The following is a 13,186-nucleotide window of genomic DNA, read 5'->3' on the forward strand; positions in this document are numbered from 1 at the left end:
CGCTGTTAACCATACCCGCGAGGCCATGCCGATGAAGGACGCAGGCGAGAACGTGACACCCATCGACCAGTCGCGAAAGCTGTCCGACGCCATTCGCGACGTGAAGAACGCCTTCGCCGACCGCGACGATGTCGTGGTCGATATGCGCGAGGCGCATCGTATGCGCCTCGAACTGTTGGCAGCAGAACTCGCCCCTGTCTTCGCCGATGTGCCGGTCGATATGGATAATTTCGACTTCGCCGTCTCGTCCGGTCTGCAACCGCGCCTTTGGATAGACGCCGTCAGCCATGTCGCCATGGGGCGTGATCGCCGCACCTATCGCTTCCTCAGGGATACCCGCATCGGCCGTGTCGTGCTCGCCGAGTCCACCGACATGAAACCGGTCGCCGATCAGGTGACACGCTATGTCGCCGAGCGCGTGGTCGAGCACCAGAGAATGATGGAAGGCGGCGTCGAGCACGCCGGCATGAGGCGCAACGCTGTGGCGGAAGCCGAGCCGCCGCTGCAATCCGCCATGCGGGGCAACGGCTGGTCGACCTTCTTTTCCGGCCTCGGCGTCATCACCGCCGGCGCACTTGTCGGGTTGGCCGTCTCGGCCGCGCTGTTTTGGGATCGCCTCATGGCGATGAAAATCAGCTTTTAACCAGCGACGCCTCGGCATCCACGCCGAGTTCCAACGTCTGCAAATCGGATGGCGGCATTGCCGGCCCGGTCAGGCCGCGTCGCGTCAGCTTGATCCGCCAGTTGCCCTTTTCACCATCGATATCGATCAGATTGAATTGTGCTGCCGGGTTCTTGCCGCCTGGTGCTTGCCCCGCGGCAGCGACGCCAACCGCCGGAATCTTGACGCCGCGCCCGCCGATGAAGAACAGCGACGGCAGATGCGAATGGCCGTGCAGCACGAGTTCGGCCCCGTGCCGGTGAACGGTCTTGTGGAAGCGGGCAATGCCGAACAGCCGCTTGTGTTGCGAAACCGCGCCGCGCACCGGCGGATGGTGGATCATGATCACCCGGAAAAGACCTTGCCTGGCCGTTGCGTCGAGCAGCTTGCCGAGCCTTTCCGCCTGGCCTTCCATGAAGAAGCCATTGGCCATGAACGGCGCGGTGGCGCGCGCCGTAGAAACGCCGATCAGCGCGACATTGCCGCGCACGCGCAGATAGGGAAAGGCGTTGCGGTCGACCGGCGCGTTGACACCGTCGCCGCTCATCCATGCCGCCCAGGAGCGGCAGGTCTTGTCGAAGGCGCCCGGCACATAAGCGTCATGGTTTCCCGGAACGACTGACACATCGTGCGGAGAGCCCAGCGTTTCCAGCCAGTGCCTGGCCATCTCGATCTCGCCATCGAGCGCCAGGTTGACCAGATCGCCGGTGATCGCGAGATGGTCCGGTGCGTTCGCCTTCAGGTCGGCGATGATGGTGTCGATGACGGCGTCGTGCATGTGGCGGCGGCGGTTGCGCTGCCAGTTGACGTAGCCGACCACGCGCTTGGAGGCGAGATCGCGATAGGTTACATCGGGAAGCGGCCCCAGATGGACATCGGAAATATGCGCGAGCCTGAACATTCCTCCTTCATAAGCGACGCGCCCCCCGCTTTCCACTCCCGGTTTCCTTTCCATCCACGGTTCGGCTGGTGATGGCGACCGATACGGAGGCTGCCTTCCGCCAGACCGGCTGGCCGGGCCTCAGGGCAAGACTGTTCCATCTCTATTTCGTGCTGCGGCGACCGATGACGCTCGGCGTGCGCGGCCTGATCCACGACCGCGCCTCCAACTCGGTCTTTCTCATCCGCCACACTTATGTTCCGGGCTGGCAGCTTCCAGGCGGCGGCGTCGAGGTCGGCGAGACGCTGGTCGAGGCACTGACACGCGAACTTGCCGAGGAAGGCAACATCGCCTTGACCGCCCCGCCGCTGCTGAAATCGATGCATTTCAACCGCCGGTCCAGCCGCCGCGACCATGTCGGCTTCTACCTGATCGAAAACTTCAGCCAGACAGCAGCAAAATTGCCGGACCACGAGATCGCCGAGGCCGGCTTCTTCCCGCTCGACCGCTTGCCGCAGGACACGACGCCGGCAACGTTGCGGCGGATCGCCGAGGTTTTTGGGGGCCAGCCTGTATCGGCATATTGGTAGGCTTGCTTTCTCCTTTGCAGAAACTCTATGCTCTACTTCGGGCAATTTTTGAGTTAGGGGGGAGACAGTGAGCAACAGTGATGAGCCTTCCGTAAGCGTCTGGCCTTATGTTGGCTATTATACTTTGACGACGGTGGCGCTGATGGTTGCGCTTGGCATCCTGGTGGTCGTCATCCCGACACTTTCAAAGGAATTTGGTAAAGCCGCGGGATTCGCCATAAGCTTCGGATCGGCCAACGTTGCGCTATATAAGTTCATTAGAAGAAACGGCCGATTGTTTAGTCGCAGGGAGTATTGGACGATAGTTCTGCTCTCGACCCTGGCAGCCTTTTTGATCTCGGCGCCGCTGGGTTGGTTGGCTATCGCGGCGGACGCGCATGACCTGAGCAGCGTTCCGCTGGCCGTGTGGGTTGGAGGCGTTCTGTTCGCTTTCCTGCTGACGTTTGGTTTGAATGCCGCCTGGTATTCGAGCCGATTTGGAAAAACTCTGTTGAAAGCTGAACTTGCCAGAAGGACCCGGATCGACACCGAGACCTTCCGCTAGCGCAATCCCAGGAAAAGTGCATAGCGGCTCTCCGTCCGGAATTGCGTCGAACAAACGGATAGAGCGGTTCTGCGCTTCCGCGAAATGGTGAACTCTAGATCACTGATTTCACGCGGCCTTTCTGAACCGCGCCCGATCATGCGGCGCGGCATAGTCCAGCTCCGGACCGACCGGCACGATGCGTGTCGGGTTGATCGTTTCGTGGCTGCCGTAGTAGTGCGCCTTGATGTGATGCAGGTTCACCGTGCCGGCGACGCAGGGCACCTGGTAGAGATCGCGCAGATAGTTCGACAGGTTCGGATAGTCGGCGATGCGGCGCAAATTGCATTTGAAATGCCCGACATAGACCGGGTCGAAACGCACCAGCGTGGTGAACAGGCGCCAGTCGGCCTCGGTGATGCGGTCGCCGGTGAGATAGCGCTGCTCCGACAGCCTGTCCTCGAGCGTGTCGAGCGCTGAGAACAATTCGCCAAAGGCTTCTTCATAAGCCGCTTGCGTGGTGGCAAAGCCGGCGCGATAGACGCCGTTGTTGATGGCGGGATAGACCAGCGCATTGATCGTGTCGATCTCGCCACGCAGCGCTGGCGGATAGAAATCGACGCTGGCATCGCCCCAAGCGTCAAAGGCTGAATTCAGCATCCGGATGATCTCGGACGATTCGTTGGAGACGATGGTCTGCAGCTTCTTGTCCCACAGCACCGGCACCGTCACCCGGCCCGAATAGGCGGGATCGGCCTTGGTGTAGATCTGATGCAGGAAGTCGAGGCCATAGAGCGTGTCGCCGGTGGCGCCGTCCTCGGCCAGGAACGTCCAGCCATTCGCTCCCATGAAGTGATGCACGACCGAGACGGAAATGATGCCCTCGAGCTTTTTCAAGGCGCGAAAGATCAGCGTCCGGTGCGCCCACGGACAGGCGAGCGAGACATAGAGGTGATAGCGGCCGGGTTCGGCCTTGAAGCCGCGGCTGCGCCCCTCGGCCGGCGCACCGTCGCGGGTGATCCAGTCACGCCACTGCGCCTGCGTCCGTACGAACTTGCCGCCGCTGTCCTTGGTGTCGTACCAGCGGTCCTGCCATCTGCCGTCGACCAGCAATCCCATGCAACTGCCCTTTCATCTTTGCTCTGATGTAGGGAGCAAAGCCGCCGCACGGAATCGCTTGATGCTGAACAGACCGTCACCCGACAGCGGCGGCCGATGAAAAGCGCCGATTGCGAAGGTCGAAAATTGATGCTAGCGGAAAATCCGCATGTTCGACTTTGCTTCGATCCGGTTTGACCGACGACGAAAGGGCGCCCGCGCTTAGAAAGCGCTGACTGGCGAACGCTGCCGCTTGCAGCAAACCTTTTCTCGTAGACCGGAACGCAAAGACCATGAGCCTTGCCGACGTGAAATACCTGCCGGAAACTCCGGCGCATGATCCCGAAATCGAAGCCATCAACGAAGAAGCCTTCGGGCCGGGTCGTTTCGTGCTGGCTGCCTACAAGATCCGGGAGGCCGGCGGCCACGAACGCTCGCTGTCCTTCGTCGCTGTCGATGGCGACATCGTCGTCGCCTCCGTGCGGATGACGCGCATTGCGGCCGGCGCCGGCCGCGCGCTGATGCTCGGGCCGCTTGCGGTGCGGCCCGCCTTCAAGAATCTCGGCATCGGCCGCCGGCTGGTGGCGATCGCGCTGGAGGCCGCGGCCAAGGCCGGTGTACCGGCCGTGATGCTCGTCGGCGACGAGCCTTACTATGGTCCGCTTGGCTTCAAGAGAATCCCGCGCGGACAGATCTCGATGCCGCGTCCGGTCGATCTCGACCGGCTGCTGGCGCACGAGATCGTACCCGGCGCCGCAGCAAGGCTTTCGGGCGAGGTCTGCCATGCCGACCTTGCCAGGATTGCCGCGCAGGTCGCGGTCATCGCCTGATCCCCGGGTCAATCGAGACTTCGATTGATCCCGCTTCAATCGAAGATCGACCCCGCCGGTTGCGCCTTCGCACCGGGCTTCGTAGCATGCCCCCGCACACCTTGGAGGACGCCGGCATGAACCCGAATGGCCAGATTGCGATCGTCACCGGTGGCGGCTCCGGCCTCGGCGAGGCGACGGCCCGCGCGCTGGCCGACAAAGGTGCCCGCGTCGCCATATTCGACATCGGCATCGAGCGGGCGCAGAAGGTGGCGGGCGACATAGGCGGCATCGCCGTCCAGTGCGATGTGAGCAGCGCCGACAGCGGCGGCGCAGCCGTCGCGGAGGTGGAAAAACTGCTCGGCGCACCGCGTATTCTGGTCAATTGCGCCGGTATCGCCATCGGCGTGAAAACCATCGGCAAGGATGGTCCGCACCCGCTCGACCAGTACCGCAAGGTCATAGAGATCAACCTCATCGGCACCTTCAACATGATCCGCCTTGTTGCCGATCGTGCCGCGAAGCTCGACCCTCTGCAGGGCGGCGAGCGCGGCGTCATCGTCAACACGGCGTCGGTGGCCGCCTATGACGGGCAGATCGGCCAGGCCGCCTACGCCGCTTCCAAGGGCGGCGTCGTCGGCATGACACTGCCGGTGGCCCGCGACCTCGCCCGTTCGGGCATTCGCGTCTGCACAATAGCGCCCGGTATCTTCAAGACGCCGATGATGGCCGGCATGCCGCAGGACGTGCAGGATTCGCTGGGCGCCGCGGTGCCCTTCCCGTCCCGTCTGGGCGAGCCTTCCGAATATGCTGCGCTCGCGCTGCATATCGTCGAGAACCAGATGCTGAACGGCGAGACCATTCGCCTCGACGGCGCCATCCGCATGGCGCCGAAGTAGCCGGGCGCGCGGCCCATGAGTGCCGACGTCGCGGCGAAGAGCGGCCCGCTCGCCGGCCTGATCGTGATCGAGATGGCCGGGCTGGGACCAGTGCCATTGGCCGGCCTGATGCTGTCGGAGATGGGAGCCGACGTGCTGCGCATCGAGCGAGCCGGTTCTGACCAGCCGTTTCTGCCGCTGCCGGATGACTACAATCTCGACCGTCACGGCCGCTCCATCCTGCGCATCGACCTGAAGCGTGGGGAAGGCACCGAACTGGTGCTGCGCCTTGCCGAAAAGGCCGACATGTTGGTCGAAGGCTTTCGTCCGGGAGTCATGGAGCGGCTTGGCCTCGGGCCTGATATCGCTCTGGCGCGCAACCCGGCGCTGATCTACGGCCGCATGACCGGCTTCGGCCAGGACGGACCGCTCTCCGGCCGCGCCGGCCACGACATAACCTATCTCGCCTATTCCGGCGTGCTGCACGCCATCGGCCAGGAGGGCGGCCGGCCAGCCCCGCCGCTCAACCTCGTCGCCGACTATGGCGGCGGCGCCATGATGCTGATTGCCGGCGTTCTCGCCGCCCTGTTCCAGCGCTCGCGCTCCGGCAAGGGCCAGGTGATCGATGCGGCGATGGTCGAGGGCGCTTCGATGCTGGCGACACCTGTGCACGCCTTGATGGCAGCCGGCCTGTGGAGCGACACGCGCTGCGCCAACCTGCTCGATTCCGGTGCGCCCTTCTACGACACCTATGCAACGGCAGACAGGCAGCACATCGCCGTCGGCTGCCTCGAGCCCCGCTTCTTTGCCGAATTTGCAAGATTGCTGCCGCTCGACGCGCATTTTGTCCGCAACCAATACGACAGGTCATTGTGGCCGGACATGCGCGCCGCCATCGCCGACCGGGTCAGGCAGAAGGCGCGCGACGACTGGGCTGGCCTGTTTGCCGAGACCGACGCCTGCGTTGCGCCAGTGCTGTCGCTGCGGGAAGCGCGCGATCATCCGCACAATCGGGCGCGCAACGCCTTCGTGAACACCGGTGCGTTCGAGCGCCCTGCCCCGACGCCGCGTTTCCCGGGCTCGCAATCGACGCTAGCGGTTGCGCCGACCGCACACGAATGCGAGCCGGCGACCGTGCTGGCGCGCTTCGGCATTTCGAAAAGCGAGACCGAAGCCCTTGTCAAATCCGGCCTGGTGGGCCGATACCTGGAGAAGAAAAAACAGCTTAAGCGGTGAGCACTTTGGGTGACCGGAAGAAGAATGTCATTCGGGAGACCGACACTGAAGCGGTCAGGCTGGCCAGCACGCTGACCCGCAGCGCGCGCTTCGGCGCGCTGGCCGTGATCGAGCCCGGGACCGGCTCGCCGCTGGCCTCAAGGGTCGGCATCGCCAGCGATATCGACGGCGCGCCGCTGATCCTGGTGTCGATGCTGTCTGCCCACACCGGAGCCATTCTCGCCGACCCACGCTGCTCCCTGCTCGTCGGCGAACCCGGCAAGGGCGATCCGCTGGCACACCCGCGCTTGACGCTGGTCTGCCGGGCGCTGCGGCTTGAACGCGGATCGAGCGAGCACGCCCGAGCCGAGCGGCGCTATCTCAACCGCAATCCCAAGGCCAAGCTGTATGCCGGGCTTGGCGACTTCTCGATCTTCCGCCTCGAGCCGGAGCGCGCCAGCCTCAATGGCGGTTTCGGCAAGGCCTATCTGCTCGGTCGCTCTGATCTGATCACCAGCGGATCGATCGTCGAAGAGCTTGCCGCGAGCGAACAATCCGCCCTCGATCACATGAATGCCGACCATCTCGAGGCAATCGCCGTCTACGCGCACCACTTTGCCAAGGCCGAGGGCGAGGGCTGGATCGTCACCGGTTTTGATGCCGAAGGCATGGATCTGGCCTCGGGAGACATGATTTGCCGGGTCTTTTTCCCTGAACCACTGAAGGCGGCGCGCGACTTGCGGCCGGTTCTGGTCGACATGGCCAAGACTGGACGGCAGCCGGCTATGCACAAAGTAGGCAGTTTATCGCCATGAATCAAAAGCAAGTCTTGAGATTTGGAGGAAATGTTCTACGATTCAATATGGCGCTGATTCACCAGCGTGCATCCACAGTTGAATTTGGCACCAGACGCTATTGCCCCCATAGCGTTCGGATGAGCTGGAAAACATGGGGCTTCAATGGTCTCGACTAAGCTAATTGCCAACGCCGAGTCGGCAGCTACGTTTCTCACCCTGATGGGCAACGAGAAACGGCTGCTGATCATGAGCTATCTGTCCGACGGTGAAATGTCGGTCGGCGCCATCGCTGAGAAAGTCATGCTCAGCCAATCMGCTCTGTCGCAGCATCTGGCCAAGCTGCGGGCGCTCGACCTTGTCGAGACCCGCCGCGACCGGCAGATGATCTACTATTCCTGCAAGTCCGGAGCTGTGCGCGACCTCCTCGTTATGCTGGACAGCATTTTTGGCGAGGGTGATCTGTCCCAGATGGCTTATCGCCTGCGCCGCGCCGGGACTTGACCGGCAGGACCGTTCGTCCCTTACCTCGCTGACGAATTTTCGCCGGCGAGACATCAATGGTTCCCATCCCTATCGACGACCCGCAAGACCCGCGCGTTGCCGCCTATCTCGATATCCGCGAACGCGACCTCACCGGCCGGCACGGCCGCTTCGTTGCCGAAGGCAAGGTAGTGCTGGACGTGCTGCTCTCGGCCCGGCGCTTTGCCACTGAGTCGGTTCTGGTTCTCGAGAACCGGCTGGCCGGCCTCGACCAGGTCTTGCGCAAGGCGCCAGCGGACCTTCCGGTCTACGTCGCCGCCAGCGAGGTCATGGACAGGATCGCCGGCTTTCACATGCATCGCGGCATCTTGGCGATCGGCAGCAAAGGCACCCCGCAGCCTGCCGAGGCCCTGCTGGACACCTTGCCCGCCGGCGCCCTGGTCGTCGTGCTGGTCGGCATCGCCAATCATGACAATATGGGTTCGATCTTCCGCAACGCCGCGGCCTTTGGCGCCGATGCCGTGCTTCTCGACGCGACCTGCTGCGATCCGTTGTATCGCAAGGCGATCCGCGTCTCTGTCGGCGCGGCGCTGAAAGTTCCCTTTGCATCCTTCGACGACACCGCCGGCTTCACCGCCATGCTCGACCGGCTGGGCTTCAGCCAGTTCGCCCTGTCGCCGCGCGGGCTGACCGACATTCGCGATGCCAGAACGGCGCAACGACTGGCGCTCTATCTCGGTACGGAAGGCGAAGGTCTGCCTGAAGACCTGCTCGCCCGCCTGCAAACGGTGCGGATCGATATGGCGCAGGGTTTCGACAGCCTGAACGTCGCCGCCGCCTCAGCCATCGCGCTGCATCATTTTTCAGCCAGGAAGGTATAGGCCGGCTGGTCTTCTGGATCTCAATTCGCCGAAGCGGCTTTTTGCAGCGCTCGCACGCGGTCGGCGAGACTGGTGGTCCCGGACCGCACGTCTTGAGGTGCTGAAAGTGCCTTGGCTATCGGCGAATCCGGTCCCTCGAGTTTCGCCGTCAGATTGACGACCTCCGCCGCCAGATCGTTCATCTGTTCGCGCAATGCAGCACTGGCGCCGCGCACATCGCCGCCATCGCCGGATTTCGATGTTTCGAGCGCGCCAAGATCCGCCTTCAATCTCTTGTTCTCGCGCGCCAGCACCGTCAGCCTGGCCTCAAGCCGCTCCCGGTCGCTGTCGAGCTTGGCGATCGCCTTGTCGATATCGGTGCTTTTTCCGCCGACGTCCTCTCCTGCGACGAGGCGAACAGCTGGAGCATTTCCCCCAGCCTCGCCCTTTGATTTTTCACGAAGCCGTGCCAGCTCCTTTTCACGGCGGTCGAGCTTGTCCTCGCGATCGGCAAGCGTTGCCAGCAGGCGTTCGAGCTTCTTGTCCAGGTCGGCGGTTCTCTTCTTCTCGGCTTTCAAGGCATCGCGAGTGGCCTTGCCTTCGGCAGCGATCTCCTGATTGCGCCTCTCTGCCTCCTTGCGCTGGCTTCGCAACACCGAGATGTCGTTGGCCAGCTTTTCCAGTTCGGATTCGCGCGCCACCAGTTCGATCTGGCGGTTGCTGGAGGAGAAGCTGGCGTCGTCATACATGTGCTCCAGCTTTTCGAGTTCGAGCGCACGCTTTTCCAGCATGCGCTCGGTTTGCGCCAGGCGTTCCGACAGGCGCTGCGACTGCTCTTCGCGCTGGCGAAGCTCTTCGCCCTTGGCCTGCAGTTCGGAAAGCGCCTGATTCTTGTCCTTCCGCTCGACCGCAAGACCCTTCATGGCCTCGTGTCCACGACTGATCTCGACCAGCTGTTCGGCCGCTTTCTCCCGCAACGTCTTGACGTTTATTTCGAGCCGGCGCGTCGACATCGCGTATTCGGCCCGGACGCGATCCTTGTCGGCCTGGATCTCGGCCAGCGTCATCGGCACCGAGGCCTCGACGCGTTTGCGCGTCAGCGCCACGGCACGCCGCCAGATGGCCGGCGCAACCATCAGCGCCAGAAAGCCAGCGCAGAGAAAGCCGAGAGCGAAGAACAGGATCGACTGGACCAAGGTGACTATCCGTTATGGATGGCAGAGAACCGCCAAGGCTGGACTTTGCCATCTTCGCATGACGCAAATCCAGTGCCGCGGCAAGGGTATGCCACAGCAACGTTGGGGCGAGGACCTATTGATCCGGTCGAAATGGCGCAGTCACACCCCGGTCAGAAGGGATTCCAGGTCGGCTTCTGGGTAAGCTTGAGATAGCCGAGATTGACGCCGAGCCGCGCGCCGACGCCGGTACGGATCGGCACCAGCAGAACCCGGTTGTTCTGCAGCACGTTGAAACCGACGCCCGCCACGACATAGGCGGAGCCGGCAACGCCGCCGAAACGATTGTAGAGACTGTTCACGTCGTCGAGATTATAGACCAGCATCATGACGCGCGATCCTTCGCCGCCGAAATCCCAGCCCAGTGACGGACCTTGCCAGAACACTTTGTGGTCGCCGGCATTCTTGGTGTAGAGCGTGCCTTCGCCGTAGGTCAGGCCGCCGATCAGCGCGCCGGAACCCTCTTCGCCCAGCAGATAGCCATTGGGCAGACCGTAGGAGGCAAAAATCTTCTCGACGACGGTGGCGAGCCCACCCGAGGTCGCACCGAAGAATTTGTGACCGGAATCGACGATCTCCTGAGCGGTGTACTCCTGGGCCCGCAAAGCCGAGGTTGAAAAGACCAGGAGCCCCATCAGGGCAATCGTCATTGAGATCACACGGACAAAGGTCCGGTCTGAGATGACGCGGAAAGTCCGGTCGTAGAATCGGGAAAACATGCTTCCAATCTCCGTCATGGAGCACTTTCGCCGACGCCTCTCACCCGTGCGGCTCTTTGGCGGCCGTTAAGGATGACTGTTACGGGCAAACTATGCCGTAATTCTTTTTCAACCATTAACCTCTCACATGAAGATGGCGGTTCGAAGGCTGGTTTCGAGCCGTCCGCGCAGGCTCCCACCCTGTGTGAACACGGCATTTTCGCCAACGACAATTTTGGATTTGTTGCTGCACGCACAGGCGCTGTGTATTCAGAAAGCTTGGGAGCGAGCGTGATTCGTGTAGACAGGCGCGACGGTTGACCGCCCGACCGTAGGGACGCAGATTTTTAGCAGGGATTTTCGCCGATGGCCGAGCTTTTCACCCTTTCTGCGCCCGATCTCGCAGCCTTGTTATGCAGCCGGGTCTGCCACGACATCATTTCGCCGGTCGGCGCCATAAACAATGGACTTGAGCTGCTCGACGAAGGCGGCGCTGACGAAGACGCCATGAAGCTGATCCGACAGAGCGCCAGGAACGCTTCCGCCCGCCTGCAATTTGCCCGCATCGCCTTCGGCGCTGCCGGCTCGGCCGGGATGATGATCGACACGGGCGACGCCGAGGCTGTCGCCATCGCCTTCCTTAAGAACGAAAAACCGGAGCTGAGCTGGAACGGACCCCGCGCGCTGCTGCCCAAAAACAAGGTCAAGCTGCTGCTCAACCTCATTCTCGTCGCCAATGCCGCCATACCGCGCGGCGGCAAGCTTGGGGTTACGCTCGAAAATCTCGACACCGAGCCGCGCTTTGCCCTTGCGGCAAGCGGCCCGATGCTGCGCGTGCCGCCGAAATTCCTCGAACTGCATTCCGGCAACAAGCCCGAGGAGCCGATCGATGCCCATTCGGTCCAGCCCTACTACACGCTTCTTCTGGCGCGTGAAGCCAACATGACGATATCGATCCACGCGACCGCGGAAGAAATCGTGCTCTCGGCGGCCTGAAAATCTCGATCCGGCCGGCAAGAACAGATCAAGTATTTTCTTCTGTTAATATTTGCGACATATTTTGCAATTCACGACAAGACAATTCAGGGCAAACAAGCGTCGCCAGCCTTGCCGCGTCGAATTCGCGACGAAAACGGTGCGCGCAGGCCATGTTTGCGAAAACTTTACCTAACGGCTTTTCAGCTTCTTTACCAGATTGATCTATGGTGTCTCACAGATGCCCGGATGCCGCCGGTTCGCCACATGGCAAAGAGGACCCGGAAATGAAACGCTGCATGTTCGTCGACGATTCGAGTGTCATCAGGAAGGTTGCAAAACGCATCCTGGGTGGCTCTGACATGGTGGTGATCGAAGCCGCCACCGGGCTTGACGCCGTCGAGATGTGCGCAGCCGACATGCCGGATGTTATCGTCGTCGACGGCGCTCTGCCGGATATGCAGGCAGTGGATCTCATCCGCCGGGTGCGCGCTATGGAGAGCTCGATAAAGCCTCAGATCCTGATTTCACTGGTCGAGGTCGACGTCGCCTCGATCATGCGGGCAAAGCGTGCCGGCGCCCAGGGCTATCTGCTGAAGCCATTCAACCGGCCGCAACTGCTCGAGCGTTTCCGCACTCTGAAAATTGCCGCCTGATTCGCTCGATAATCGCTGTCAGCCAGCCACAGATACAAAAAACCCGGCCTAGGCCGGGTTTTTTGTGGGAAAATCGATCGGACGGGCGTTTTCGCTCAGGCGCTGACGCGAATGTCTTCCGGTTCGCGCAGCACATAGCCGCGGCCCCAGACCGTCTCGATGTAGTTCTGGCCGCCGGAAGCGGCATCGAGCTTCTTCCGCAGTTTGCAGATGAAGACGTCGATGATCTTCAATTCCGGTTCGTCCATGCCGCCATAGAGGTGGTTGAGGAACATTTCCTTCGTCAGCGTGGTGCCCTTCCGCAGCGAGAGCAGCTCCAGCATCTGGTATTCCTTGCCTGTCAGATGCACGCGCTGGCCACCGACTTCGACGGTCTTGGCGTCGAGATTGACCACCAGGTCGCCAGTGGTGATGACCGACTGCGCATGGCCCTTGGAACGCCGCACGATGGCGTGGATACGCGCCACCAACTCGTCCTTGTGGAATGGCTTGGTCATGTAATCGTCGGCGCCGAAGCCGAGACCGCGCACCTTGTCCTCGATGCCGGCCATGCCGGAGAGGATGAGAATTGGTGTCTTCACCTTGGAAAGGCGAAGCGTTCTCAAGACTTCATAACCCGACATGTCGGGGAGATTGAGATCGAGAAGGATGATGTCGTAGTCGTAGAGTTTTCCGAGATCGACACCCTCTTCGCCGAGATCGGTCGTATAGACGTTGAAGCTTTCCGATTTCAGCATCAGTTCGATGCTTTGTGCGGTTGCACTGTCATCTTCTATCAGCAGAACGCGCATTTCATTCCCCTTTTCTGCTGCCGGACCATTTCACGACCCG

General features: G+C 61.9%; 16 protein-coding genes. 11 read left to right on the top strand and 5 right to left on the bottom strand.

Going from position 1 to position 13,186, the window contains the following annotated elements; all coding sequences use genetic code 11:
* Positions 1 to 31: 31 nt before the first annotated feature.
* Positions 32 to 643: a hypothetical protein gene (locus AC1DXU_RS04990; protein ID WP_477365060.1), complete on the top strand. Its 612-nt coding sequence runs from the start codon at positions 32 to 34 to the stop codon at positions 641 to 643.
* On the opposite strand, the gene AC1DXU_RS04995 is transcribed toward AC1DXU_RS04990, so the two are convergent.
* Positions 633 to 1,562 carry a metallophosphoesterase family protein gene (locus AC1DXU_RS04995; RefSeq protein ID WP_477365063.1) on the bottom strand — a complete coding sequence of 310 codons (930 nt, stop codon included), beginning with the start codon at positions 1,560 to 1,562 and terminating at the stop codon, positions 633 to 635. The genes AC1DXU_RS04990 and AC1DXU_RS04995 overlap by 11 nt on opposite strands.
* 71 nt (positions 1,563 to 1,633) lie before the next feature.
* Here AC1DXU_RS04995 and AC1DXU_RS05000 point away from each other — a divergent pair, with 71 nt between their 5' ends.
* Both AC1DXU_RS05000 and AC1DXU_RS05005 read left to right on the top strand, forming a co-directional pair.
* Positions 1,634 to 2,131, top strand: coding sequence for an NUDIX domain-containing protein (locus tag AC1DXU_RS05000; protein ID WP_477365066.1), 498 nt, complete (start codon positions 1,634 to 1,636; stop codon positions 2,129 to 2,131).
* Positions 2,132 to 2,198: 67 nt separating this feature from the next.
* The gene (locus AC1DXU_RS05005) at positions 2,199 to 2,675 is read left to right on the top strand and encodes an ABZJ_00895 family protein (protein ID WP_477365069.1); all 477 of its coding nucleotides are present in this window, start codon (positions 2,199 to 2,201) and stop codon (positions 2,673 to 2,675) included.
* Between the two features lie 108 nt (positions 2,676 to 2,783).
* Here AC1DXU_RS05005 and AC1DXU_RS05010 read toward each other — a convergent pair whose 3' ends face one another.
* The gene (locus AC1DXU_RS05010) at positions 2,784 to 3,773 is read right to left on the bottom strand and encodes a glutathione S-transferase family protein (RefSeq protein ID WP_477365072.1); all 990 of its coding nucleotides are present in this window, start codon (positions 3,771 to 3,773) and stop codon (positions 2,784 to 2,786) included.
* A 272-nt stretch (positions 3,774 to 4,045) separates the two neighbouring features.
* Here AC1DXU_RS05010 and AC1DXU_RS05015 point away from each other — a divergent pair, with 272 nt between their 5' ends.
* The 6 genes from AC1DXU_RS05015 to AC1DXU_RS05040 all read left to right on the top strand — a co-directional run bounded on the left by AC1DXU_RS05015 (position 4,046) and on the right by AC1DXU_RS05040 (position 8,812).
* The gene (locus tag AC1DXU_RS05015; protein WP_477365075.1) at positions 4,046 to 4,582 is read left to right on the top strand and encodes a GNAT family N-acetyltransferase; all 537 of its coding nucleotides are present in this window, start codon (positions 4,046 to 4,048) and stop codon (positions 4,580 to 4,582) included.
* Between the two features lie 116 nt (positions 4,583 to 4,698).
* Entirely contained in the window at positions 4,699 to 5,460 is a 762-nt protein-coding gene (locus tag AC1DXU_RS05020) for a 3-hydroxyacyl-CoA dehydrogenase (protein ID WP_477365077.1), read from the top strand.
* 15 nt (positions 5,461 to 5,475) lie between these two features.
* Positions 5,476 to 6,675, top strand: a complete 1,200-nt coding sequence (locus AC1DXU_RS05025) for a CaiB/BaiF CoA transferase family protein (protein WP_477365080.1) — start codon at positions 5,476 to 5,478, stop codon at positions 6,673 to 6,675.
* Positions 6,676 to 6,680: 5 nt separating this feature from the next.
* The gene (locus tag AC1DXU_RS05030) at positions 6,681 to 7,469 is read left to right on the top strand and encodes a HugZ family pyridoxamine 5'-phosphate oxidase (RefSeq protein WP_477365083.1); all 789 of its coding nucleotides are present in this window, start codon (positions 6,681 to 6,683) and stop codon (positions 7,467 to 7,469) included.
* Between the two features lie 144 nt (positions 7,470 to 7,613).
* Positions 7,614 to 7,952 carry an ArsR/SmtB family transcription factor gene (locus tag AC1DXU_RS05035; protein ID WP_477365085.1) on the top strand — a complete coding sequence of 113 codons (339 nt, stop codon included), beginning with the start codon at positions 7,614 to 7,616 and terminating at the stop codon, positions 7,950 to 7,952.
* 56 nt (positions 7,953 to 8,008) lie between these two features.
* Positions 8,009 to 8,812, top strand: a complete 804-nt coding sequence (locus AC1DXU_RS05040) for a TrmH family RNA methyltransferase (protein ID WP_477365088.1) — start codon at positions 8,009 to 8,011, stop codon at positions 8,810 to 8,812.
* Positions 8,813 to 8,832: 20 nt separating this feature from the next.
* On the opposite strand, the gene AC1DXU_RS05045 is transcribed toward AC1DXU_RS05040, so the two are convergent.
* Both AC1DXU_RS05045 and AC1DXU_RS05050 read right to left on the bottom strand, forming a co-directional pair.
* A complete protein-coding gene (locus AC1DXU_RS05045; protein WP_477365091.1) occupies positions 8,833 to 9,987 on the bottom strand; it encodes a coiled-coil domain-containing protein in 1,155 nt (384 codons plus the stop codon).
* Positions 9,988 to 10,139: 152 nt separating this feature from the next.
* Entirely contained in the window at positions 10,140 to 10,676 is a 537-nt protein-coding gene (locus AC1DXU_RS05050; protein ID WP_477245908.1) for a DUF1134 domain-containing protein, read from the bottom strand.
* A 414-nt stretch (positions 10,677 to 11,090) separates the two neighbouring features.
* Between AC1DXU_RS05050 and chpT the strand changes: the two genes are divergently transcribed.
* Complete coding sequence (gene chpT, locus AC1DXU_RS05055) at positions 11,091 to 11,720, top strand: histidine phosphotransferase ChpT (protein WP_477365094.1); 630 nt, start codon at positions 11,091 to 11,093, stop codon at positions 11,718 to 11,720.
* Positions 11,721 to 11,986: 266 nt separating this feature from the next.
* Positions 11,987 to 12,355 carry a response regulator gene (locus tag AC1DXU_RS05060; RefSeq protein WP_477245637.1) on the top strand — a complete coding sequence of 123 codons (369 nt, stop codon included), beginning with the start codon at positions 11,987 to 11,989 and terminating at the stop codon, positions 12,353 to 12,355.
* A 95-nt stretch (positions 12,356 to 12,450) separates the two neighbouring features.
* On the opposite strand, the gene ctrA is transcribed toward AC1DXU_RS05060, so the two are convergent.
* Positions 12,451 to 13,146, bottom strand: a complete 696-nt coding sequence (ctrA, locus tag AC1DXU_RS05065; RefSeq protein WP_006203583.1) for a response regulator transcription factor CtrA — start codon at positions 13,144 to 13,146, stop codon at positions 12,451 to 12,453.
* Positions 13,147 to 13,186: the final 40 nt, after the last annotated feature.

The organism is Mesorhizobium sp. P3_A10 (genome assembly GCF_056403175.1).

What these genes read in the sequence shown, in the direction of transcription:
- AC1DXU_RS05015 (WP_477365075.1), top strand. Translation starts at nt 4,046, where the DNA reads ATGAGCCTTGCCGACGTGAAATACCTGCCGGAAACTCCGGCGCATGAT.
- AC1DXU_RS05010 (WP_477365072.1), bottom strand. Translation starts at nt 3,773, where the DNA reads ATGGGATTGCTGGTCGACGGCAGATGGCAGGACCGCTGGTACGACACC.
- ctrA (WP_006203583.1), bottom strand. Translation starts at nt 13,146, where the DNA reads ATGCGCGTTCTGCTGATAGAAGATGACAGTGCAACCGCACAAAGCATC.
- AC1DXU_RS05050 (WP_477245908.1), bottom strand. Translation starts at nt 10,676, where the DNA reads ATGACGATTGCCCTGATGGGGCTCCTGGTCTTTTCAACCTCGGCTTTG.
- AC1DXU_RS05020 (WP_477365077.1), top strand. Translation starts at nt 4,699, where the DNA reads ATGAACCCGAATGGCCAGATTGCGATCGTCACCGGTGGCGGCTCCGGC.
- AC1DXU_RS05025 (WP_477365080.1), top strand. Translation starts at nt 5,476, where the DNA reads ATGAGTGCCGACGTCGCGGCGAAGAGCGGCCCGCTCGCCGGCCTGATC.
- AC1DXU_RS04995 (WP_477365063.1), bottom strand. Translation starts at nt 1,562, where the DNA reads ATGTTCAGGCTCGCGCATATTTCCGATGTCCATCTGGGGCCGCTTCCC.
- AC1DXU_RS05040 (WP_477365088.1), top strand. Translation starts at nt 8,009, where the DNA reads ATGGTTCCCATCCCTATCGACGACCCGCAAGACCCGCGCGTTGCCGCC.
- AC1DXU_RS05060 (WP_477245637.1), top strand. Translation starts at nt 11,987, where the DNA reads ATGAAACGCTGCATGTTCGTCGACGATTCGAGTGTCATCAGGAAGGTT.
- AC1DXU_RS04990 (WP_477365060.1), top strand. Translation starts at nt 32, where the DNA reads ATGAAGGACGCAGGCGAGAACGTGACACCCATCGACCAGTCGCGAAAG.
- AC1DXU_RS05000 (WP_477365066.1), top strand. Translation starts at nt 1,634, where the DNA reads ATGGCGACCGATACGGAGGCTGCCTTCCGCCAGACCGGCTGGCCGGGC.
- chpT (WP_477365094.1), top strand. Translation starts at nt 11,091, where the DNA reads ATGGCCGAGCTTTTCACCCTTTCTGCGCCCGATCTCGCAGCCTTGTTA.